At 33.9% G+C, this 22,518-nt stretch carries 22 protein-coding genes; 8 read left to right on the top strand and 14 right to left on the bottom strand.

Features of this window, described 5'->3' with window-relative positions:
- Nucleotides 1-270 precede the first annotated feature (270 nt).
- The 12 genes from DFQ09_RS02625 to DFQ09_RS02680 form a co-directional block, all read right to left on the bottom strand.
- Nucleotides 271-1,239, bottom strand: coding sequence for an alpha/beta fold hydrolase (locus DFQ09_RS02625; protein WP_115808026.1), 969 nt, complete (start codon nt 1,237-1,239; stop codon nt 271-273).
- 9 nt (nt 1,240-1,248) lie between these two features.
- Nucleotides 1,249-2,229, bottom strand: a complete 981-nt coding sequence (locus tag DFQ09_RS02630; RefSeq protein WP_115808027.1) for an alpha/beta fold hydrolase — start codon at nt 2,227-2,229, stop codon at nt 1,249-1,251.
- A gap of 104 nt (nt 2,230-2,333) precedes the next feature.
- The gene (locus DFQ09_RS02635; RefSeq protein ID WP_115808028.1) at nt 2,334-3,080 is read right to left on the bottom strand and encodes an SDR family NAD(P)-dependent oxidoreductase; all 747 of its coding nucleotides are present in this window, start codon (nt 3,078-3,080) and stop codon (nt 2,334-2,336) included.
- Nucleotides 3,081-3,142: 62 nt separating this feature from the next.
- On the bottom strand, nt 3,143-3,706 hold the full coding sequence (locus DFQ09_RS02640; protein WP_115808029.1) for a TetR/AcrR family transcriptional regulator: 564 nt from the start codon (nt 3,704-3,706) through the stop codon (nt 3,143-3,145).
- A 51-nt stretch (nt 3,707-3,757) separates the two neighbouring features.
- Nucleotides 3,758-4,111, bottom strand: a complete 354-nt coding sequence (locus DFQ09_RS02645) for an SdpI family protein (RefSeq protein ID WP_115808030.1) — start codon at nt 4,109-4,111, stop codon at nt 3,758-3,760.
- A gap of 104 nt (nt 4,112-4,215) precedes the next feature.
- Complete coding sequence (locus DFQ09_RS02650; protein WP_115808031.1) at nt 4,216-4,569, bottom strand: DoxX family protein; 354 nt, start codon at nt 4,567-4,569, stop codon at nt 4,216-4,218.
- A gap of 9 nt (nt 4,570-4,578) precedes the next feature.
- A complete protein-coding gene (locus DFQ09_RS02655; RefSeq protein WP_115808032.1) occupies nt 4,579-5,439 on the bottom strand; it encodes an SDR family oxidoreductase in 861 nt (286 codons plus the stop codon).
- A 51-nt stretch (nt 5,440-5,490) separates the two neighbouring features.
- On the bottom strand, nt 5,491-6,042 hold the full coding sequence (locus DFQ09_RS02660; RefSeq protein ID WP_115808033.1) for a TetR/AcrR family transcriptional regulator: 552 nt from the start codon (nt 6,040-6,042) through the stop codon (nt 5,491-5,493).
- A gap of 301 nt (nt 6,043-6,343) precedes the next feature.
- The gene (locus DFQ09_RS02665) at nt 6,344-7,627 is read right to left on the bottom strand and encodes a pentapeptide repeat-containing protein (protein ID WP_115808034.1); all 1,284 of its coding nucleotides are present in this window, start codon (nt 7,625-7,627) and stop codon (nt 6,344-6,346) included.
- 3 nt (nt 7,628-7,630) lie between these two features.
- A complete protein-coding gene (gene dnaE / locus DFQ09_RS02670; RefSeq protein WP_115808035.1) occupies nt 7,631-12,010 on the bottom strand; it encodes a DNA polymerase III subunit alpha in 4,380 nt (1,459 codons plus the stop codon).
- A 218-nt stretch (nt 12,011-12,228) separates the two neighbouring features.
- A complete protein-coding gene (locus DFQ09_RS02675; RefSeq protein WP_115808036.1) occupies nt 12,229-12,678 on the bottom strand; it encodes a ferritin-like domain-containing protein in 450 nt (149 codons plus the stop codon).
- Nucleotides 12,679-12,869: 191 nt separating this feature from the next.
- On the bottom strand, nt 12,870-14,081 hold the full coding sequence (locus tag DFQ09_RS02680) for a DUF6252 family protein (protein WP_115808037.1): 1,212 nt from the start codon (nt 14,079-14,081) through the stop codon (nt 12,870-12,872).
- 214 nt (nt 14,082-14,295) lie between these two features.
- Here DFQ09_RS02680 and DFQ09_RS02685 point away from each other — a divergent pair, with 214 nt between their 5' ends.
- The 8 genes from DFQ09_RS02685 to DFQ09_RS19055 all read left to right on the top strand — a co-directional run bounded on the left by DFQ09_RS02685 (nt 14,296) and on the right by DFQ09_RS19055 (nt 20,917).
- Nucleotides 14,296-14,808, top strand: coding sequence for a 30S ribosomal protein S16 (locus DFQ09_RS02685; RefSeq protein ID WP_115808038.1), 513 nt, complete (start codon nt 14,296-14,298; stop codon nt 14,806-14,808).
- Between the two features lie 173 nt (nt 14,809-14,981).
- On the top strand, nt 14,982-15,509 hold the full coding sequence (gene rimM, locus DFQ09_RS02690) for a ribosome maturation factor RimM (protein WP_115808039.1): 528 nt from the start codon (nt 14,982-14,984) through the stop codon (nt 15,507-15,509).
- A gap of 39 nt (nt 15,510-15,548) precedes the next feature.
- A complete protein-coding gene (locus DFQ09_RS02695) occupies nt 15,549-15,896 on the top strand; it encodes a four helix bundle protein (RefSeq protein WP_115808040.1) in 348 nt (115 codons plus the stop codon).
- A gap of 39 nt (nt 15,897-15,935) precedes the next feature.
- Entirely contained in the window at nt 15,936-16,646 is a 711-nt protein-coding gene (locus tag DFQ09_RS02700) for a tRNA1(Val) (adenine(37)-N6)-methyltransferase (protein ID WP_115808041.1), read from the top strand.
- Nucleotides 16,647-16,826: 180 nt separating this feature from the next.
- Nucleotides 16,827-17,858 carry an AI-2E family transporter gene (locus DFQ09_RS02705; protein ID WP_115808042.1) on the top strand — a complete coding sequence of 344 codons (1,032 nt, stop codon included), beginning with the start codon at nt 16,827-16,829 and terminating at the stop codon, nt 17,856-17,858.
- A gap of 253 nt (nt 17,859-18,111) precedes the next feature.
- Nucleotides 18,112-19,290, top strand: a complete 1,179-nt coding sequence (locus tag DFQ09_RS02710; RefSeq protein ID WP_115808043.1) for an acyl-CoA dehydrogenase family protein — start codon at nt 18,112-18,114, stop codon at nt 19,288-19,290.
- Nucleotides 19,291-19,419: 129 nt separating this feature from the next.
- Nucleotides 19,420-20,316, top strand: coding sequence for a metallophosphoesterase family protein (locus DFQ09_RS02715; RefSeq protein WP_115808044.1), 897 nt, complete (start codon nt 19,420-19,422; stop codon nt 20,314-20,316).
- 199 nt (nt 20,317-20,515) lie between these two features.
- The gene (locus DFQ09_RS19055) at nt 20,516-20,917 is read left to right on the top strand and encodes a TlpA family protein disulfide reductase (protein WP_262511069.1); all 402 of its coding nucleotides are present in this window, start codon (nt 20,516-20,518) and stop codon (nt 20,915-20,917) included.
- A 112-nt stretch (nt 20,918-21,029) separates the two neighbouring features.
- On the opposite strand, the gene DFQ09_RS02725 is transcribed toward DFQ09_RS19055, so the two are convergent.
- Nucleotides 21,030-21,362, bottom strand: coding sequence for a 2Fe-2S iron-sulfur cluster-binding family protein (locus DFQ09_RS02725; RefSeq protein ID WP_115808046.1), 333 nt, complete (start codon nt 21,360-21,362; stop codon nt 21,030-21,032).
- Between the two features lie 59 nt (nt 21,363-21,421).
- Nucleotides 21,422-22,483 carry an NAD(P)/FAD-dependent oxidoreductase gene (locus tag DFQ09_RS02730; RefSeq protein WP_115808047.1) on the bottom strand — a complete coding sequence of 354 codons (1,062 nt, stop codon included), beginning with the start codon at nt 22,481-22,483 and terminating at the stop codon, nt 21,422-21,424.
- Nucleotides 22,484-22,518 lie beyond the last annotated feature (35 nt).

A 22,518-nucleotide genomic window follows, 5' to 3' on the forward strand; every position in this document is an offset into this window, starting at 1 on the left:
CTAACTTTCTTCCAGTTAGAACTACAAAATTAGTCAAAATATTTCGCAAACCTTACAATGGCTGTATATGTTTTGGTTATAGCCATATAGACGACTTATATGTTTATTTATTTTAGCGCAACCGAAAAGGTCAGGCTGTCCGTTATATCTTTTTTTTGCCATATGTGGCAGCAAAAAAAAGGATGCCACTTCCATCCTTTGCGCAAATTTAGTATACAGACAAGCTTTTTCCTTTAAAATGAACACTAAATACGTTTTGCATTGCGTCCTTTATTCTATGCCATTCTTAGACAAAAATTCTAAAATGAGTTTTGCAATGTCTCTGGTCTTTTCTTCCGCTGCAAAATGACCTGCATCTAATAAATGTAATTCTGCATCTGGTACATCTCTTAAATACGCTTCCGCTCCTTTGTAAGTGAATTTCAAATCCTTTTTACCCCAAACAATTAAGGTTTTTGGTTGGTTATCTCTCAACATCTTTTGCCATTTCGGATAGCGAATCAAATTGGTATTGTAATCTTGAAATAACTGCACTTGAATTTCTCTATCACTTTCAGATCTTAAAAATGCTAAGTCGTGTGTCCAAGCATCCGGACTTTGTCTATTGATATTCGTAGCATCTAAATCAAATAAATATTGTTTATTTATTATGGCATCTTCACCTGTTAAGCTATATAAAAAATCGCGCTTTGCTTGCGACGTATCGGTTTGTGCCGTTCTAAAAAAATCTTGTCGGTTCGATGATAAACCATCTAAATACGCATTCGCATTCTGAACAATTAAAGCTTCAATCCGTTTTGGGTTTTTCATCAGCATTCGGTAACCCACAGGAGCTCCAAAATCTTGCATGTACATCACGTAATTCTTGATATCAAGTCTATCAATTAACTTCTCTGTATAATCCGCCAAGAGATCAAAAGTGTATGTCGTCGTTGCTGGATCTAAATGTGTGCTATAACCAGACCCCAAATTGTCTGGTGCAATCACATGATAATGCGTCGCCAACATCGGAATTAGATTTCTATACGAATGTGAAGATGACGGGTAACCATGCAACAATACTATCGTTGGGTTGCTTTGATCTCCTGCCTCTCTATAAAATAGTTTTACACTATCAATTTCAACATAATTATAGGTCGTCACTGGTGGTAAAAAGAATTGTTTTTTAGTTTCTTCTGATTTACGCTGACATCCAAATAAGGCTAGTGATACCAGTAAAATTATCACAAATTGTTTCATTCTAGTTTTCTATTTATTCTGATTTCTCATGAAGTTTCTAATATTTTCAATAATAGCATCCCCTTCTTCTTCTAATGCAAAATGTCCCGTATCATAAATGTTATAATCAATGTCTTTTACGTCTTTTTTAAACGCTTCTGCACCACTTTCTGGAAAAAAAGCATCGTTTTTACCCCAAACTATTAATAATGGAGGTTGGTTATCCCTTAAATAGTCTTGCCATTTTGGGTATAACTTCACGTTATTTTGATAATCGTAAAACAAATCTAAATTTACGGCATGTGCATTTGGTCTAGAGAGTCTTAAAAAATCCAAATTATAACTATCAGGATCTACGGTTTCAATATCTCTAACACCATGTGTGTATTGCCATTTTAAACCTTCCAAAGAAAAAGCAGGCAATAAAGCATCTTCAGTTTCTTTAGTTCTGTTTTTCCAAAGTGCTTTTATGCCAGCCCAAGCATCGCCTAGACCTTCTTCGTAAGCATTTCCGTTTTGGTTGATGATTGCTGTAATGCTTTCAGGATGTGCAGTTGCTAATCTAAAACCAATAGGTGCTCCATAATCTTGAATCATTATAGCATAAGAATTAATCTCCTTTTGCTCTAAAAAGGAATCCATAGTAGTCGCTATATTATCAAACGTATAGATAAACGTTTCCGCATCTGGAAAATCACTATTACCAAAACCTGGATAATCAGGTGCTATTAAATGAAACTCGTTAGATAATTGTGCTAACACTTTTCGGTATTGGTACGATGATGCCGGAAAACCATGTAGTAAAACAATAGTCGGGTTTTTAGGATTACCAGCTTCTCGATAGGCAATATTTATCCCGTTTACAGCTAATGTTTTATATTTTAATGTTGATTTTTTACTAGTATTATTGGACGTTGTCGTTTTAGACATACGGTCCGTTTCTGTTGTTACCTTCTCTTTACAAGACATAAACAGTAAAACAATACTTACGGTTAGGACCAAATTTTTCATAGTTTGAATTCAAATTTAAATCTCAAAATTATTTTGAGACTTATGGAATAGAAAAGCCATAACCTAAATTAGTTAAGATTATGGCTCATTAATTATTTATACTTTTAATTTCTACCAGCCATAACACCACCGTCGGTATCCCAAATAGCACCTGTTACCCAAGCCGCTTTGTCTGATAATAAAAAGATAATACTATTGGCTACATCTTCCGATTCACCAAAACGACCTATGGGGTGAAATCCGTTAAAACCAACCAATGCTTTTTTAGCCGCTTCTTCACCTCCAAAAACACCATGATACACAGGAGTATTAACTAAAGCAGGAGACACCGCATTCACCCGAATGTTATCTTCTGCCAATTCCATCGCCAAATGTTGTGTCAGCGAATGTAAACCTGCTTTTTGCATAGAATATGCTGTAGAAGGAGTTGCTTTTACGGCTTGTTTTGCCCACATAGATCCCACATTTACTATAGCACCACCTTTAGTCGCTTTCATTTTTTTTGCGGCACTTTGTGTAATAAAAAAGAAGCCTCTATTTAAATCTAAATACGAATTATAGTCTTCCATCGTATGATCTAAAAACGGTTTAGGACCAAAAATCCCTGAAGCATTTACCAAATAGTCCAAGTTATCTAAACCATCAATTTTAGCGATTAAAGCATCTACATCTGTTGTACTAGATATGTTTGCTGTGTGTTTAACCAAGTTTGGTGCATCGGCAATTTTATCTGTATTTCTACCCACAACATGCACTGTTGCTCCTCCTTCTAATAAGGCGTTTGTAGTGGCATTACCTATTCCGCTTGTTCCACCAATAACTAAAGCTACTTTGTTTTCAAATTCTTTCATTATATTTTTATTAAATTATTAAAATTAGACAGACAAGTCTGTCTTTGATAGTTCAAATTTTTTTAAGCAATTATTTTTTTACATAAATTTTTAGACTCAACAATAGGCCAATCTTCTTGGTGTAGGTGACTTTCTCCAACGGCACTTTCGTAAAGTAAATATATTTGTCTTGAGAGTGAATTTACTTGTTCACTTTTAACTTGCTCTAAATTGCTGGTGATCAGTTTTGCGATAAGTGCGATAAAACTATTTTTCTGAGATTGAATTTCATGTCTAATAATCTCATTGTCTTTTGGTATTTCTGAAACGGTTTTTATACACCAACACCCATTAAAATCTTTATCCTGATAAAACAGTTGAAGGAAATCGAATATCGCTAGGATCTGATCTTTTCCTTTTGGTTTAGAGGTCGTGAAATTTTCAAAATCTTCTAAAAAATTGACATTCTTATATTGGAGATAAGCCAAACAAATCTCCTCTTTAGATTTAAAATGATTGTAAAGCGTTGCCTTAGCAATGCCTGCTTCTGCGATAATTTGATTTATACCCGTAGAGTTATACCCATTCTTATAAAATAAAAATGAGGCCGTTTCTGTAATTCTATTTTTTACTTCGGCATGTTTCATGGTGCAAATATATAAAACAATTCCAAAAACAGACAAGTCTGTCTATTTTATTTATTGAGTATCTTTAAATTCTTCTTTCATTTTTTTCTCAACTTTAACGATTAATAAAACTACCATTAAAATCATTAAACCTAAGCCTAACATAGTAGAAATACTTTCAGCTGGCTCGTACACCAAACCAACTAATCCAAATACTGAAAGTAGCAGTCCATATTTTATCATTTGTTTAGCCGCATATAGCTGTGCAAAATCCCATCTCACTTGATTTTTCATAGAACTTGCTGTTCTATAGCCATAGAGTCCATTGATTTTCTTTGGTGGAAACTTATACATTATCAGTCCTACAACGTAAAAAATGAGTCCGCTACTGAATGGAATTAAAAATAATGGATTTTCGAATAACATATTATGCACTAATTTTTAGGCTTGGCCTTGACCATAAATGTATAAAATTTAATATCGTTTGAATAGCTCAACCGTTATTTTTGTATGCATTATTACCATCGTATTTATTTTAGATATTTATGCATATAAATATTTGAAACTATTAAAATCCCCATTAAACCAAAGAGCAATAACATTATAAAGATGGAATCCTTATGTTTAACATGTGCAACTAATGCCGTTACTAGGAATAATCCAACGCCAGCATAAGTCCATTCTTTTAACTGCGAGGATACAAATGGCAGTACTAATATAATAGCTGCTATACCTTTTAGTACTGCCAACTCTATCCTAAAATAGTCAGGAAAACCCAATGCTTTAATGCCATCAATAGTACTTTTACTAAATAGATAAGAATACGAACTTAACAATAGAAATGCAGAAATGATGCCTGTAGATATCCAGTATATTGTTTTCATACGAATTGCTTATAAAAAACTTGCCTTTAACTGATTAACAATCTTAGTGCCATCTGGATCGGCTTGCGTTTTTAGTTCACAAAAATCTTCAGCCCATTTTGAGGTTCTAATTCGCAGTGGTGGCTGTTCATGCTGTGCGACATTTAAAACCACTTCTGCAACCTCAGCTCCTGTTTGATACACTTGATTTTCACTTTCATTTGCTCGTTTTTGATTTCCTGCCATATATAGTTCAAAGATTGGTCGGTATTCTCCAGTTGCAAATTGACCTTCAACAGCGGTTTTTTCAATGGCAGACGTCATAAATTCTGTAGCAATTCCTCCTGGTTCTACACAAGTGATTTTAATATTGAAAGCATCACTGACATAAGTTGCTAAACCTTCCATAAAACCTTCTACGGCAAACTTTGCTCCACAATACAATTCGTTGAATGGCTGTCCTACTAAACCACCAACAGACGTAATACTTATGATTTGACCACTCTTTTGTTTTCTCATATAAGGCAGCACAGCTTGTGTACAGAATACCACTCCGTGATAATTCACTTCCGTCACCCATCTAATTTCATCTTCTGTAGATTGTTCAGTTGTTTTGGCAAATCCGGCTCCTGCATTATTAACCAGCACATCTATTTTACCATCTTTTTCTATAATGGTCTCAACCGCAGAAGCAATGGAGTCAATTTTAGTGACATCTAAAGGAAGTAACTCAATATCCAAATTTTCTTCTTCTATTTTCTTTTTGAGTTGGTCAGCTTTTTTTAGGTTTCGCATTGTAGCATAAACCTTATAATTATTCTTAGCAAATAGCATTGAAGCTTCAAACCCTACTCCTGTTGATGTTCCTGTAATTAATACATTTTTTTTCATAATTATTGTTTTATGGAATGAATATTCATTCCAATTATTAGATAAATTTTTTTATTCTTTAATGGCGTCCCAAACCATTTGTGTTTGATTTTTAAGCGATGTCGTTTTTGTTTCTGACTGGTGAAAATACCATCTTAGATAAGCCAAAACAGCACCACCAATAAACATTAATATTTCGTCTAATTCTATAGCTTTAATAATGCGCTCTTGTTGACCTTTAACTAATAGTTCATAGACTGGAGCAACAGATTTCCCTCCTTCTTCTCTACTTTCTTTAGTAATAATTGGAGACGCTTGTAATTGCTCCATAAATTTAAAATAAGCAGGATTCGCAATAAAAAAATCAATAATAGATCTTAGATAATTTTCAAATTGTGTTTTTATTGGTTGCTCTACATCAAAATCTAAAAACACTGATTTTTCTTTGACCTTTATATTTACATAAATCTCATTGATTAAGGACTCTTTGTTAGGGAAATAGTTATAAATTGTTCCCATTCCTGTTCCGGCAGCTTTTGCAATAGCAGACATTGGTGTATTATGAACTCCTTTCTCTGTAAGCAGTATAAGTGCAGATGATAATATGGCCTCTTTTTTATTCACGTTGCAAATATAACTATATTGGAATGATTATTCCAAATAATACTATAGATTTCTTAAATTTAATGTGTTAATCGAAAATAGAATCATGAAAAACGAAATTTAGATTTATAGATAAAACCTTTTCGTTAAATAATCTTTTATAGTTTCTTGATTTAATAATAAAAGAATCTTCCATTTTCGTGTTCATTTCGAATACTAATTCAACTTATAAATTATATCATGCTCCTTCAAACTATTTAAGAGTTGTTGCGACCAGCTTAACCTTATTTTCTCGATATTATCATAAATCACAAATTCTTTTTTATTTCCTTGTTTTGTTCTTTGCAATTTCCCATTTTTCTAAATTCTTTATTTTAAGCTCAATTTCCATACAATCTGCCTCCGTTAATATACCAGTTTCATTTTTTCCATACTGAACACCGACAATGTTTAACTCGCTTGGCTTCCCAACTCGAGCCTTAAGTCTTCTATCATAAAGTTGGGGATTCTCATTTATATCATAATTAGCACCATTAAATTTAGATGACGTAATCACATTATTTATTATGACTTCATGAAAACTTGCAGCTCTAAAATCACAACTACCAAATAATTCTAATTTCGAGAAAGCTATTTTTTCAATATGAGAACATGAGAAATCACCAGAAACGATAGAGCAGTTATCAATCGAAATATTTTTCAAATAAGAACTGGAAAAATTAACATCATAAAAAAAATTAACATTATCAAATTCAACATCTTCAATTTCACATTCTAAGAAAACTGTTTTAGATATTTCAGAACCACTAAATATGGAATTCTTTATTTCGCAATAATGAAAAGTCGTAAACATTAAATCTGATTGTGAGAAATCTACATCAATTAGTTTAGATGTTCTTAAAATAGAATTAGATAATTTACTTAACTTTAAATTAGACCCGTTTAAATTTGGAAGATAACATGATGATAAATTATAATTTTGAAAATTACAATCTGTTAAATCTAATCCGTTTAAATTTGTATAACTTAAATTACCGACCAAGTTATTGTAAGTAGAGTTTGAGTTTTTTTTGAATAAATAGTTAACTATCGTTTGAAGTGCTCTATGATTTATATCATCTGCTTTCTTTGTATATACATCAGCAGTTGATTTTATATAACTGCAAAGTATATTAAATACAACTTCTGAATAATTTGTTTTATTTTCTTTAGCAATTTGATGCAATTCAGCAATACCGCCCAAAATAATAGGTTCTTTATCACTCCCTAAATGTTCAATTGCATTTTTAAATCTCTCATCTATTTGAGATTTACGAGACAACTCTAATTGTTTGCTTTGGTTATCTATTGATTCAGATTGCTTTTCGACACCACTTTCCATTGCTTTTGCCCTTCTTAGTGATATATATAAACCATATACGACAGCAATAGCACCAAAAACACTCAAGATAATTTTAAACAACTCACCTTTACCATCCGAATCTCCAGGAAACAAATAGTGAGAAAAATCTTCGAATTTTAGTCTTATCAAATTCCAATTAGAAACACATAGCGCTATAGTTAAAAGGATTACTATAATTGGTATTAACTTAACTATCTTTTTCATATACTAATTCAACTTATAAATTATATCATGCTCCTTCAAACTATTTAAGAGCTGTTGCGAAATCTTAACTTTATTTTTTCGACTTGGCATCTGTACTTTTATCTTTTCAGCATTATCATAGACCACAAAATTTAAGGTTTGAGTGCCTTCATGGAATTTTATTAAGTCATACAACACAGAAACTGTTTCCCTTTCTAAATCCTTAATGTTTAATTGAATGGATAACTTTTTAGCATAGGTATCCATCACATCATGCAGCAATTGAAAACTATTAAACTGAATCCGTGGATCCCCTTTTTTACCTGTGTCTCTGTTTACCCAACCTTCGCGCACAAAAGCTCTGACATAAACAAAAGAGTTAATCACAAAGAAGTGTCTAAACTTTAGATAATCTTCTCCAAAAATTCGAAACTCAAAACTATCGGTATAATCTTCAATCGTAAAAATAGCCCAACCTTTTCCTTGTTTACTCACACGATGTTGCACATCGGTGACAACTCCCCCAAAAGTAACTTCCTTATTTACAATGGTTTCCAAATCATTAAAATGCGCCACCACTCCGTTGCAGAAGGTTTTCATTTCAATATTAAAATCATCTAATGGATGACCAGAAATATAAATCCCAACCACTTCACGTTCTCGCGATAATTTCTCCATCGTTCCCCAATCTTCACATGGAGGTACAATAGGTTCTGCAATCTGAACATCACTTGCCGCACCAAATAAACTGACTTGCGCCGAGTTCTCATTTTCCTGATGTTTGGCTCCATACTTAACTGCTTTTTCTAAAAAGCTAATACCATCACCTTCATCTGCAAAGTATTGCGCTCGGTGTGTATCTGCCCAACAATCAAAACCACCTGCATTCGCTAACCCTTCAAAAGCTCTTTTATTGGCAGCACGCAAATCAATACGTTTGGCAAAATCGAAGATAGATTTATAGTGTCCATCTTCTTTTCTGTTGTCTACAATCGTTTGAACAGCTCCATGACCAACACCTTTTATCGCTCCCATTCCGAAACGAACGGCATTATCTTTATTTACTGAAAACTTGTAAAAACTTTCATTAACATCGGGTCCTAAAACCGGTAAGCGCATCCGTTTACATTCTTCCATAAAGAAGGTTACGGATTTAATATCATTCATATTATTGGATAATACCGCAGCCATATATTCTGCTGGGTAATGCGCTTTTAAATAGGCCGTTTGGTAAGCAATCCACGCATAACATGTGGAGTGCGATTTGTTAAAGGCGTAACTCGCAAAGGCTTCCCAATCCTTCCAGATTTTTTCTAACTTTTTAGCGTCTAAACCTTTTGCACTTGCTTGTTCAATGAATTTTGGTTTCATCTTATCCAAAACAGCAATCTGCTTCTTACCCATTGCTTTTCTCAAGACATCGGCTTCACCTTTGGTAAAGTCAGCCAATTTTTGAGACAGTAGCATTACTTGCTCTTGGTAAACCGTAATTCCGTAAGTTTCCTTAAGGTATTCTTCCATTTCTGGTAAATCGTACACAATCTCTTCATCACCATGTTTACGCGCAATGAAACTTGGAATATATTCCATCGGACCAGGACGATACAAGGCGTTCATGGCAATTAAATCATCAAAAACCGTAGGTTTAAGATTCTTCATGTGTTTTTGCATTCCAGGCGATTCATACTGAAACACACCAACCGTTTCTCCACGCTGGAATAACTCGTACGTTGGCACATCATCTAACGGAAAATTCTCCGGATCGAGTAAAATATCGTGCTTGGCTTTTACAAGTTTAACCGTATCCTTAATTAAGGTTAAGGTTTTTAATCCCAAGAAATCCATCTTTAACAGCCCTGCATCTTCTACAACAGAGTTATCAAATTGGGTGACATATAAATCGGAATCCTTCGCCAGCGCAACAGGCACATAATTGGTAATATCTCCTGGCGTGATAATAACACCACAAGCGTGAATTCCTGTATTACGGACCGAACCTTCTAAAATCCGTGCTTGGTTGATGGTTTCGGCTTGTAAATCATCACCATCAGAAATATTGAGTAATTCATTAATTTTCTCTAAATCTTCAGCTCTAAATTTACTTGCTAATTCTTTTTCCGAAAGTCCAAAAATCTTACCTAGTTTGGACATCAACGGAATTAACTTCGCAATATGATCGGCTTCATTAAGTGGTAAATCTAAAACTCTGGCGGTATCTCTAATGGAGGATTTTGCAGCCATGGTTCCGTAAGTAATAATCTGCGCTACTTGGTTAGAACCGTATTTATCAATTACATATTGCATGACGCGACCTCGACCTTCATCATCAAAATCGATATCAATATCGGGCATACTTACACGATCTGGATTTAAGAAACGCTCAAAAAGTAAATCGTACTTAATCGGATCAATATTGGTAATCCATAAACAATAGGCAACCACCGAACCTGCCGCAGATCCACGACCAGGACCAACGGAGACATCCATTTTTCTAGCTTCGCGAATAAAATCTTCTACAATTAGGAAGTAACCTGGATAACCCGTTTTTTCAATAACGCTCAACTCAAAATCGAGACGCTCTTCAATAGCTGGTGTAATCTCACCATAACGTATTTTGGCACCTTTGTAGGTTAAATGTCTTAAAAATGCATTTTCTCCACGTTTACCGCTATCGGCTATATCTTCTTCAAATTTAAATTCTTCAGGAATATCAAACGCAGGCAATAATACCGCTCGCGCTAATTCGTAAGGCTCAATCTTATCGACTACTTCTTGAATATTTACAATTGCTTCTGGCACATCCTTAAAGAGTGCTTTCATTTCTGCTGAAGACTTAAAGTAATATTCCTGATTTGGTAAACCGTAACGATAACCACGACCACGACCAATTGGCGTCGCCTGTTTTTCACCATCTTTTACACATAATAAAATATCGTGCGCATTGGCATTTTCTTGATCGACGTAATAGGTATTATTGGTAGCGACCAATTTAACATCATGCTTTTTTGCCAATTGAATTAATACCGGATTCACCCGATTTTCATCCTCTTGGTTATGACGCATTATTTCAATATATAAATCATCTTGAAACGTTTCTTTCCACCACAATAAGGCTTCTTCCGCTTGATTTTCACCAACATTTAAAACCTTACTTGGTACTTCACCATACAGGTTTCCGGTTAAGCAGATTAAATCTTCTTTGTACTGTTCAATCAGTTTTTTATCAACTCTTGGCACATAATAAAAACCATCCGTAAAGGCCGCAGATGATAATTTTGCTAAATTGTGATAGCCTTTTTTATTCTTGGCCATTAACACAATTTGATACCCATTATCTTTTCTGGTTTTATCTGCGTGATTTTCGCACACAAAAAACTCACAACCGATAATTGGTTTCATGATTTTACCTTTCTTTTCTAATCCGGCTTCTTCTGCTTGTTTGTGTTGTGCTTTTACGCCTTTATTATGATTAGAAACCGCAGTCACAAAGTGAAATGCTCCCATCATATTTCCGTGATCCGTCATCGCGACGGCCGGCATATTTTCTCTGGCAGCTGCAGCCACTAAATCTTTAACGCTAATCGTCGATTGAAGAATGGAATACTGTGAATGGTTATGTAAATGTGCAAAATCAACATCTTTAATTTGCGATGCCGCTTCTTTATCGATGGTTATAGGTACCGCTTGTTCCTTTTGAAGGCGCGCATTAATCTTAGCACTTTCTTTTTTTAGATTAATGTGTTTTAAACCGATAAGCTGAACTTCCGCAGGGTTTTCTTGAGTGAAATTCTCAAAATATTCTGGCTCTACATCTAACTGCTCTTTGGTGTATTGTTTACGTCTTATTAATTCTAAAAAACAACGTGTCGTTGCTTCCACATCGGCTGTAGCATTATGAGCTTCAGAAAATGGCTTATTAAATAAGTACTGATGTAATTCTGTTAAAGTTGGCAATTTAAACTTCCCGTAACGTCCACCTGGCAACTGACACAAACTTGCGGTATGTTCTGTACAAGTATCTAAAACTGGTAATTCTTGAAGTGGATTTGTGACGTTTTCGCGCACAAACTCCGCTCCCATAATATTTAAATCGAACTTTACATTCTGACCAACAACGAATTTCGTTTTAGCCAAAGCCGCATTAAATTTTTCTAAAACTTCAGAAAGTGGCACACCTTGTTCTTGCGCTAATCCTGTTGAAATACCATGAATTTTTTCGGCATCATACGGAATATTAAAGCCTTCTGGTTTTACCAAATAGTCTTCGTGTTCAATACAATTCCCCATACCGTCATGCAATTGCCAAGCAATCTGAATACATCTTGGCCAATTATCAGTATCGGTAATTGGTGCATCCCAGCGTTTTGGTAATCCTGTGGTTTCGGTATCGAATATTAAGTACATGCGTTGTTCTGTCGTTTATTATTAAATGGTGTGTTTTTACTGCAAGGACATCAAAGCGTAAAACACTTATAATCAGCAAAAACTACAATTTTAGTCTTCAAAAAGTTAGCTTATAAAATTACATAGAATTTGAACTTTTCTAAAGTGAAATTACAAAGAGTTTTGAACATAAAAAAAGCCAGCTTTAAAAGCTGACTTCAATCTTTATTTTAAATTAATTACGATATTAACTCCTCTTGTACTTTCTCTGAATTAATTGCGGCTTGGATAGCATTTTTATGCTTTAACAACAAGGCGTCAATACTTGGCGGCAAATTACGTTCCTTAATTAAATCGTTATAAACCTCTAAACTCGCTTCTTCCCCTTTAATAGCCTCTTCTAAAATAGTCTCTTCGTTATTAGAACTAAATGCAGACTTTAAACTCATCCAATTTCTGTGCATTGCACCTTTAAAACTGCCTGAATCTTCTGGAATCTCACCATACTGCAATATCTCAGTTCTTAATTCCTTTGCAAATTCACTGCGTTCTGAGGCTCTACGTTTAAAAAACATTTCTAATCGTTTACTATCCACATTGTCAATAGCATTTAAATAGCCTTTTTCGGCGTCGTAATTCTTAATCAATAATTCGTTTAATTTATTTGAAATTTCTTCTGTATACTTCATTATATCTTGTTCATTTAAGATTTCAATAAGTTCTTTTAGGTTGCGTATTGTTTCACAACCATAATTAATATAACAGAAATGATAGGAAACACTGCAAAATTTAACCTCTTTAACAAAGACTTATAAGTCTTTAACAAAAAAAGCGTCACTCATAATGAGTAACGCTTTAATAGTCTTATATATCGTTTAATTTATGCTTGTAAATAATCTGGCACTCCATCACCATCGGTATCAACAGCATCATCAGGATTACCATCACCATTTGGATCTGCATTTTCATTTATAGTCAATATTGTATCTCCGTCATCATCATTATCTAAATAATCCACATCACCATCACCATCAGTATCAATAGGATTTCCGTCTGCATCTTTAGCTTCATATTGAGTTAATATACCATCACCATCATCATCATTATCTAAATAATTTGGAATTCCATCATTATCCGTGTCATCATCCTCAAGATCACCATTACTATTAAAATCTTCATACGCATCAGGCACACCATCTCCGTCGGCATCACCACAATCTAAATTATCTATTTGCAATTGAATACTACCATCAGCATCACCACAAATTTCTATTTGTTCTTGTAAGTAAAGGATAAACTGTGCACACTTTTCATTATAATTACCAATAGTTGCCGTTGTATATTGTGAATTAGCTTCTACAACATTTGCAGTAGCAATTTCGCAAGATATTTGGCAGTCAGCTAAACTATCTATTATATCTTGTAAAGCGCCATCGGTATCACCACAATAGACACGTTGATTTATTAAAGCTTCAGAATAAGCACTACATGCCGCTAAATAAGCCGCACTATTTACAAATTCTAAATCAGAAGAAAATGTGTTTTCAAAAGCCAACAATGCAACATCAGAAACTATTTCTACATCTATACACGTTATAGGGTTTGTTGGAAATTCACCAGAGATCAAAGGCACTTTATAAAAAATACCATTGGTAAACCCAACGGAATTTAATCCAGAGGCATCAAAAGCTAAAAATCGATAAGTTCCTGTAAAAGTTCTGTTTACCACATCTATTTCCTCAATGATAATCTCACCAAGTTCAGGGTAGATTGAAACACTTTCATCTGGTTTATTGGTCGTAGAATAGGTTGCACCAAAACCATCACTATATTGTGCTTCAACAATATCTATATCACCCACAACAAAGGCTGACTCAATTACAGAAGGAACAATCAGTTTTACAGTTTCAGAGTTGTTAATTCCTGTAATGGTTAAAAACCCAAATGCGTCAATACTAGCTGAGAAAGCCTTAGCTCTCCACAGTTCATTTTCACGATCACCTTGAAAAGCAGGCGTATTAAACTGTACTTCGTCACCACAACTGAATGCTGTTAAAAAAATAAGAGATAAGAGGATTAGTTTTTTCTTCATTTAAAAAAGGCTTTTGTCTGTGCTCCAAATATAACGAAACAACAATGTCAAAAGTATAATAATTTTTAATAATGAGCATAACTCCACTTTTTCTTTTAGTTAAAGTACACTTAGCGCTCGTTTAAAACAAATTAAACCGCTGCAGATTAAAAAATTATAGTATCTTTGCGCCCTCATTAATAACAGAGGTCGAGAACCTCATTAATTAATTATTATGCCTGTAAAAATTAGATTACAAAGACACGGTAAAAAAGGAAAACCTTATTACTGGATCGTAGCAGCGGATTCTCGCGCTAAAAGAGATGGTAAATACCTAGAAAAATTAGGTGCTTACAATCCAAACACAAATCCTGCAACTATTGAATTAAATGTTGACGGAGCTGTACAATGGTTACAAAATGGTGCACAACCAACTGACACTGCAAAAGCTATTTTATCTTATAAAGGAGCAATGCTAAAAAATCATTTAGCTGGTGGAGTTAGAAAAGGTGCATTAACTGAAGAGCAAGCAGAATCAAAATTCAACGCTTGGTTAGAAGAAAAAGCAGCTAAAGTTGAAGCAAAAACTGATGGTTTATCTAAAGCTGATGCAGATGCGAAAGCTAAAGCATTAGAAGCTGAAAAAGCTGTAAACGAAGCACGTATTGCTGCAGCAGCGCCAGTTGTTGAAGAAGAAGTAGCAGAAGATGTTGCAACTGAAGAAACAGCAGCTAACGAAGAAGAATAAAAAAATTATTTTTTATACTTTTAACCCAGACTATTTTAGTCTGGGTTTTTTTATGTGAAATTGTATATTATTTTGAATACCATAGGTTTTTAAACACATTTCGTCATAAAGAAAAACCTTATTATTACTAACTGAGATCCTGAAACTAGTTCAGGAAGACAAATAAATTTGTCATGAAAAAAGAAGAGTGTTTTTATTTAGGGAAAATTGTATCAAAATACAGCTTTAAAGGCGAACTTCTCGCGAAGCTAGATACAGACGAGCCTGATTTGTATGATAATTTAGATGCTATATTTATAGATCTGAGAGGAAACTTAGTGCCTTTCTTTGTGGAATCATCACAATTACACAAATCGGATTTACTACGTTTAAAATTTGAAGACGTCGATACTGAAGCTGATGCTGATTCTTTAATAAAAACCGAATTATACTTGCCTTTAGATTTGCTTCCTAAACTTGAAGGTGATAAATTTTATTTTCATGAAGTTATAGGTTTCACAATTAAAGACACCAATTTTGGAGAGGTAGGTATTCTTCAAAGTATTAATGATACCACGGCCCAGTCGTTATTCGAAATAGATAGAGATGGCATTGAAATCTTAATTCCTATGAATGATGAATTTATAGTTAAGGTAGATCGGGAAAATAAAACAATAGAGGTAAATACACCCGAAGGATTGATAGATCTTTATATAGAGTAAATCCCAAATTAAAAATAGCAAATTCCAAAGGATACGATTATGGCAGGTGGTAAAATTTACGACTTAGAAGAAAGAACTTACTTGTTTGCCCGTGATTGTAGATTCAAAGTTAAAGAACTGAAACGAACCATTTCAAACATTGAAGATGGAAAACAATTAGTAAAATCATCTGGATCTGTTGCTGCCAACTATATTGAAGCAAATGAAAAACTTGGAGATAAAGACTTTAAGTTTAGATTGAAAATTTCGAGAAAGGAAGCTAAAGAATCTGTTTTATGGTTAAAACTATTACGAGACTTAAACTCCGATGACAAAGAACTAGTTAACCTTATAAATGAAGCTGAGCAACTTCGAAAAATATTATCTGCAATTATTAACAAATCATAATCCGTTTTGGATTTTGTAATTTAAATTTTGGAATTTTTTATGAAGCCTTTCAAATTCAAAGAATTTACAGTCCATCAAGAGCGTTGTGCTATGAAAATTGGCACAGACGGAGTGCTACTTGGCGCTTGGACTTCTGTTGAGCATAATCCGTATAATGTTTTAGATATTGGTTCTGGTACAGGCATCCTAAGTCTAATGATTGCGCAAAGAAGTCATGCAGATCAAATTGAAGCCATAGAAATAGATGATGATGCCTTTGAACAATGCGTAGAGAATTTTGAAAACTCACCTTGGGCAGACCGTTTGTTTTGCTTCCATGCCTCTCTATTAGAATATATCGAAGCTGTGGATGAAAAGTTTGATCTTATTATTTGTAACCCTCCATTTTACACAGAAGATTACAAAACAAAAGACAGTGCTAGAGACTTAGCTCGCTTTAGTGATGCCATGCCATTGGAACATATTATTTTTGCTGTTATAAATTTTTTATCTGAAAAGGGTAAGTTTTCTATCGTTCTTCCATATAAAGACGAACAAAAGTATATTGAAGAAGCAAGTCTCATTGATCTTTTCCCTAATCGCATCCTGAGAGTCAGAGGAAATGAAAAATCGGATATTAAAAGAAGTCTCATCGAATTCTCTTACTCAGAATGTCCCATTAAAATTTCAGAATTAATTATAGAAACCGAACGTCATCACTACACAGAAGATTATATTAATCTCACCAAAGATTTTTATTTAAAAATGTAAAAAGCATAAATCTAGTATACGCTAAAATCAGAGCGTATAAAACTTTAGATATAAATAGCGTCCTCCCTTCTATTAATTTTTATCTAGCAACGCCCCTATTCATTTCATATCAAATAAAAATCTTTTGATTATAAAATTTTGATGTATTTTTAAGATATCTAATTTTCAAAAATACCTGACGTGAGTACTCCAAAAATAGAAATTTCCGCGAATAATTTAATAAAAACACTTTTACTTACAGGAGGTCTTTTAGCTTTATTTTTCTACGGAAAAGACCTTATACTTCCTTTATTAGTTGCTGCCATCATTGCTATTTTACTCGATATACCAGTTCAAAAACTCAAAAGTTGGGGATTGCCAAATTGGCTTTCTATTGCCTTAGCAGTTTTATTTATGTTACTGTTTTTTTTATTGATTTTTTGGCTTTTAAATTCCCAAATAAATACCATGGCAGAAGATTGGCCAACTATTAAAGACAAGGCAAATGAAAAATTAAATTCATTATCGCAATGGGCAAACAACCAATTAAATTGGGATTATAAAGATTATATAGAAGGTAACAAAAAACTGGTTGAAAAAGCGGAAGGTTTAATTAGTACTTTCTTAGCTTCACTTATGAGTCTATTATCGCAATCCCTTATCATATTTGTCTATATTATCCTTTTTTTGATGCAAAAAAAGCAGTTTATAACATTTTTTAAAAAACAATTTTCAAATGAGGCCGCGATAAGTTCATTATTAAGAAAATCAGCTCAAACCATTAAAAATTACTTCGTTGGTAAAGGAAAAATAATGGTGTTCTTATTTATCATTTATTATATTGGCTTCTTATTTGGCTCTGTGCCTTATGCCTTATTTTTAGCTCTATTTGCATCACTGTTTTCAATTATTCCATATGTTGGTAATTTAATTGGTGGTGGAATTGCTGTAGCGCTTTCCTATCTCTATGCTGGGTCAACGCCTGCCTTAATTGTTATTGGTGTTATTTCCGTAACTCAACTCGTAGAAAATTATGTACTAACCCCTTGGATTATTGGCGATGAAATCAATTTAAATCCCTTCATTACTATTTTCGGAATCATTTTATTCTCTGCATTATGGGGAGTTGTTGGAGCAGTTATATCTTTACCATTAATTGGAGTTTTAAAAGTAATATTCGACCATACCAAAGGCATGGAAGCGTGGGCTTACTTATTAAAAAAAACAGACTGACAGTGATGATCTTAACACGATTGAATTTTACTCCTATTTCTAATTTTCAATATAATTTTTAGCATTTACCACTTCTAAAAAACACACATTAAATTGTTAACCGCAATCGTATTCGCTATTTTTGTAATTCATTTAAACTAAATATAACAATAGGAGGAGACCTCATTATTTATGCTTATTGAAACGTATTTTTTATCCGTAATTTTAGCACAGCAATCACCTCTAATTTTTAATCTCTATAAAATCTAATTCCATGAAACCAGATTTATTCGAAGCACCAGATTATTATAATCTTGATGAATTACTCACAGAAGAACACAAGTTAGTGCGTGATGCAGCAAGAGCATGGGTAAAGCGCGATGTCTCACCTATAATTGAGGAGTATGCTCAAAAAGCAGAATTCCCAAAACAAATCATTAATGGTTTGGCCGAAATAGGAGCTTTTGGCCCCTATATTCCTGAAGAATATGGAGGAGCCGGATTAGACCAAATCTCTTATGGTTTAATAATGCAAGAAATTGAACGTGGAGATTCAGGTGTACGTAGTACAGCATCTGTGCAATCGTCTTTAGTAATGTATCCTATTTGGAAATATGGTAACGAGGAGCAACGCCAAAAATACTTACCAAAATTAGCTTCTGGCGAATGGATTGGCTCTTTTGGTTTAACAGAACCAGATCATGGTTCTAATCCAGCGGGCATGGTAACCAATTTTAAAGACATGGGAGACCATTACCTTTTAAACGGAGCAAAGATGTGGATTAGTAATTCACCTTTTTGTAATGTTGCTGTCGTATGGGCAAAAGATGAAAGCGGTCGTATTCACGGTTTAATCGTAGAACGTGGTATGGAAGGTTTCTCTACACCAGAGACACATAACAAATGGTCACTAAGAGCTTCTGCAACTGGTGAACTTATTTTTGATAATGTAAAAGTGCCTAAAGAAAATTTATTACCAAACAAATCTGGATTAGGAGCACCATTAGGTTGTTTAGATTCGGCACGTTTTGGTATTGCTTGGGGAGCGATTGGTGCAGCAATGGACTGCTACGATACAGCCTTACGTTACAGTAAAGAACGTATGCAATTTGGAAAGCCGATTGGACAATTTCAACTACAACAAAAGAAATTAGCTGAGATGATTACCGAAATCACAAAAGCGCAATTATTAGCTTGGAGACTTGGTGTAATGCGTGAAAACGGTACAGCAACCTCTGCACAAATATCTATGGCAAAACGAAATAATGTAGATATGGCTTTAACTATTGCTCGCGATGCAAGACAAATGTTAGGTGGCATGGGAATTAGTGGTGAATACTCTATTATGAGACACATGATGAACCTTGAAAGTGTAGTAACTTATGAAGGTACTCACGATATTCATTTATTAATTACAGGCTTGGACGTCACAGGTTTAAACGCTTTTAAATAGTCGCTAAGCAACATTTTACTATTAAATTCGAAAGAATACGTTTCGAAACATAGCAAAACGAAAAATTAAAAAATGCTTCTCATTATTGAGGAGCATTTTTTGTTTAAATTAGTCGAACATAAAAATTAGATGTCTTCAAAAACAAGATTAGATCGCGCATACAAGAACGCCAAACGGCTTAAGTTTAACGATACTTCCAAATATATTTTATTTAGCGACTGCCACCGCGGAGATAATAGTTTTGCGGATGATTTTGCCAATAATCGCAACATTTACTTTCATGCTTTACGGCACTACTATATGGAAGGATTTAGCTATTGCGAACTTGGTGACGGTGATGAACTATGGGAAAACATCACATTTGAAAGCATTTTTTATGCCCATAAAAATGTGTACATGCTGATGAAACAATTTCATGATGAAGACCGCTTACACATGATTTGGGGTAACCATGATATGGTGTATCGCGATCCAAAATATGTAGAAAAACATTTATCTACTTTTTTTGATCCAAAAACAGGCAATGACGAAGATTTATTTTGTGGCATACAATATCATGAAGGCATTACTTTAGAACATACAGACACCAAACAACAATTATTTTTAACCCATGGTCACCAAGCCGATTGGTGGAATTATACCTTTTGGAAATGGAGCCGGTTTATGGTTCGTATGTTATGGAAACCACTGAATGTTATGGGAATTGCAGACCCCACAAGTCCTGCCAAGAACTATACCGAACTTATTAAAATAGAACGTCGGACTAAACGATGGATTATTGAAAACAACAACTTAATCACCATCGTTGGACATACACATCGACCACGTTTTCCTGAACCAGGAGATATTGCTTATTTTAATGATGGTAGCTGTGTACATCCAAGAAGCATTACGGGTTTGGAAATTGAAAATGGATCAATTTCACTAATCAAGTGGCAAATTGTATCGTCTGAAGATGGCAACTTAAAAATTGATCGGTTTCTATTGGAAGGGCCTACGAGATTAAGCGATTATAGGACGGATTGAATTTGAATTTGAATTTGAATTTGAATTTGAATTTGAATTTGAAAAAACTAAAAATTTATAATTTTGACACTAAAACAACTTTACACTTTTTCTACTCATCTTATTATTCCCCATTAAGCAAGATTTTAAGATCAATTTTAATTTCGGAAAAGAAAATAATCTCGAAACATTTCAAGCCAAAAGTCAATACTTAAAAACCATTGATTTTTCAAAATATAAATTCAACACTTCAGATGGAAAACAAATAAGCATAACATTAGAAGAAGAGAAAATTTATATTCTAGATTTTTGGTATTTAGAATGTGCTCCTTGTATAAAAGAACATGAAGTTATTGCAGAATATATTGATACTAAAAAGAATAAAAAAATTGAGGTTATTGGAATGTCTATTGACAGAAGTAAAAGCAAATGGGAGACTTATTTAAAAACACATCAATATAATTGGATTAATTATAACCAGTTTGGTTTTGATGAAACACTTTATAAAGATTTAGAAATACAATTATTTCCGACTTATTTAGTTGTAAATAGTAAAGGAAACATACTTCATAAATCTAATCGATTTAAACAAGCTTTAAGTTTTGTAGAAGAACTAATCTAGTAAGAGACTAACCAAACTGATTATTATAAAATAAAAACTTATGGAACTTTTAGAAATGTGCCTTTGGATTTTTGATACTCTTTAAGAGATTCCTGCCTTCGCAGGAATTTGTTTAAGACTCAGGCGCTAACTCCACTTCCAAACCTTCCATTTCTGGTGTCATTTGAATTTGGCAACCTAAACGCGAATTATCTTTAACATCAAAGGCCTCAGAGAGCATGGCTTCTTCATCATCTTGCATTTCTGGTAATTCGGTTTCGCTTAATACGTAACATTGACAAGATGCACACATAGCCATACCTCCACAGATTCCTATGGTGCCTTCTGGCGCTAGCTCGTAAGAACGAACGATCTCCATTAAGTTCATGGCCATATCTGTCGGAGCTTCAATTTGATGTTTAACTCCTTCTCTATCTATAATGGTAATATTTATATCTTGTTCCATAATCAGTTTCCAAGAATGCGGAAACATTCTCTTTTAAGACCTGTTAAGTCTATTTTACATTAATCAAAAGCTTTAACAACTGCCTTAGGCGCTTCTTTTCTAGAGCCATCAAAACCATCAACTCCAGCAACTGTGGTGTATTTTAATACATAACGTTTTCCTGGATTAACAATTTTATAAGCAGACTGACACATTAATGTAGCTTCGTGAAAACCACAAAGAATTAATTTTAGTTTCCCTGGATACGTATTAACGTCTCCAATAGCAAAAATACCAGGAATATTAGTTTGATAGTCTAATGAATTATCAACCTTAATGGCATTCTTTTCTATCTCAAGTCCCCAATTTGCAATGGGTCCTAGTTTAGGAGACAATCCAAACAATGGAATAAAATGATCACATTTTACTTCAAATTCTTTTTCAATATGTTGCGCTTGTTTTACAACTATAGCTTTCACTTTATCATCACCAACAATGCCTATAACTTCGGCTGGTGTAATAAGGTTTATTTTTCCTTTATTCTTTAATTCTTGTACTTTTTCAACAGAATCTAAATGCCCTCTAAATTCGTTTCGTCTATGAATTAAAGTCACACTTTTAGCGACATCACTTAAAAAGATACTCCAATCTAAGGCTGAATCTCCACCTCCTGCAATCACCACATTTTTACCGCGATACATTTCAGGTTCCTTAATCATGTACTCCACACCTTTATCTTCAAAATCAGCTATATTATGGATTAAAGGTTTACGAGGTTCAAAACTTCCTAATCCACCTGCAATTGCAACTACTGGAGCTTGATGTTTTGTACCTTTATTGGTGGTAACGATAAACGTACCGTCCTCTTGTTTTTCTATAGTTTCGGCACGTTCTCCTAAAGTAAACCCTGGTTCGAACTGCTTACACTGCTCCATTAACTTATCCGTTAAATCACCAGCTAAAATCTCTGGGTATGCCGGAATATCATAAATTGGTTTTTTAGGATAGAGCTCTGTACATTGACCACCTTGTTGTGGTAAGGCATCAATTAAATGGCATTTTAATTTTAAAAGTCCAGCTTCAAAAACCGTAAAAAGCCCAGTTGGACCAGCGCCAATAATAAGTATATCTGTTGTAATCATGAATGTAAAATTGAATACAAAACTACTAATGTCGT

The sequence above is a fragment of the Winogradskyella pacifica genome, assembly GCF_003386275.1.
GTDB lineage: Bacteria > Bacteroidota > Bacteroidia > Flavobacteriales > Flavobacteriaceae > Winogradskyella > Winogradskyella pacifica.

Bases quoted from the DNA above. Each gene is read 5' to 3' on its own strand.
- DFQ09_RS02715 (WP_115808044.1), top strand. From the start codon at position 19,420: ATGTCTTCAAAAACAAGATTAGATCGCGCATACAAGAACGCCAAACGG.
- DFQ09_RS02630 (WP_115808027.1), bottom strand. From the start codon at position 2,229: ATGAAAAATTTGGTCCTAACCGTAAGTATTGTTTTACTGTTTATGTCT.
- DFQ09_RS02700 (WP_115808041.1), top strand. From the start codon at position 15,936: ATGAAGCCTTTCAAATTCAAAGAATTTACAGTCCATCAAGAGCGTTGT.
- DFQ09_RS02675 (WP_115808036.1), bottom strand. From the start codon at position 12,678: ATGAAGTATACAGAAGAAATTTCAAATAAATTAAACGAATTATTGATT.
- DFQ09_RS02650 (WP_115808031.1), bottom strand. From the start codon at position 4,569: ATGAAAACAATATACTGGATATCTACAGGCATCATTTCTGCATTTCTA.
- DFQ09_RS02640 (WP_115808029.1), bottom strand. From the start codon at position 3,706: ATGAAACATGCCGAAGTAAAAAATAGAATTACAGAAACGGCCTCATTT.
- DFQ09_RS02685 (WP_115808038.1), top strand. From the start codon at position 14,296: ATGCCTGTAAAAATTAGATTACAAAGACACGGTAAAAAAGGAAAACCT.
- DFQ09_RS02655 (WP_115808032.1), bottom strand. From the start codon at position 5,439: ATGAAAAAAAATGTATTAATTACAGGAACATCAACAGGAGTAGGGTTT.
- DFQ09_RS02695 (WP_115808040.1), top strand. From the start codon at position 15,549: ATGGCAGGTGGTAAAATTTACGACTTAGAAGAAAGAACTTACTTGTTT.
- DFQ09_RS02625 (WP_115808026.1), bottom strand. From the start codon at position 1,239: ATGAAACAATTTGTGATAATTTTACTGGTATCACTAGCCTTATTTGGA.
- DFQ09_RS02710 (WP_115808043.1), top strand. From the start codon at position 18,112: ATGAAACCAGATTTATTCGAAGCACCAGATTATTATAATCTTGATGAA.
- DFQ09_RS02680 (WP_115808037.1), bottom strand. From the start codon at position 14,081: ATGAAGAAAAAACTAATCCTCTTATCTCTTATTTTTTTAACAGCATTC.
- DFQ09_RS02730 (WP_115808047.1), bottom strand. From the start codon at position 22,483: ATGATTACAACAGATATACTTATTATTGGCGCTGGTCCAACTGGGCTT.
- DFQ09_RS02645 (WP_115808030.1), bottom strand. From the start codon at position 4,111: ATGTTATTCGAAAATCCATTATTTTTAATTCCATTCAGTAGCGGACTC.
- rimM (WP_115808039.1), top strand. From the start codon at position 14,982: ATGAAAAAAGAAGAGTGTTTTTATTTAGGGAAAATTGTATCAAAATAC.
- DFQ09_RS02665 (WP_115808034.1), bottom strand. From the start codon at position 7,627: ATGAAAAAGATAGTTAAGTTAATACCAATTATAGTAATCCTTTTAACT.
- dnaE (WP_115808035.1), bottom strand. From the start codon at position 12,010: ATGTACTTAATATTCGATACCGAAACCACAGGATTACCAAAACGCTGG.
- DFQ09_RS02725 (WP_115808046.1), bottom strand. From the start codon at position 21,362: ATGGAACAAGATATAAATATTACCATTATAGATAGAGAAGGAGTTAAA.
- DFQ09_RS02635 (WP_115808028.1), bottom strand. From the start codon at position 3,080: ATGAAAGAATTTGAAAACAAAGTAGCTTTAGTTATTGGTGGAACAAGC.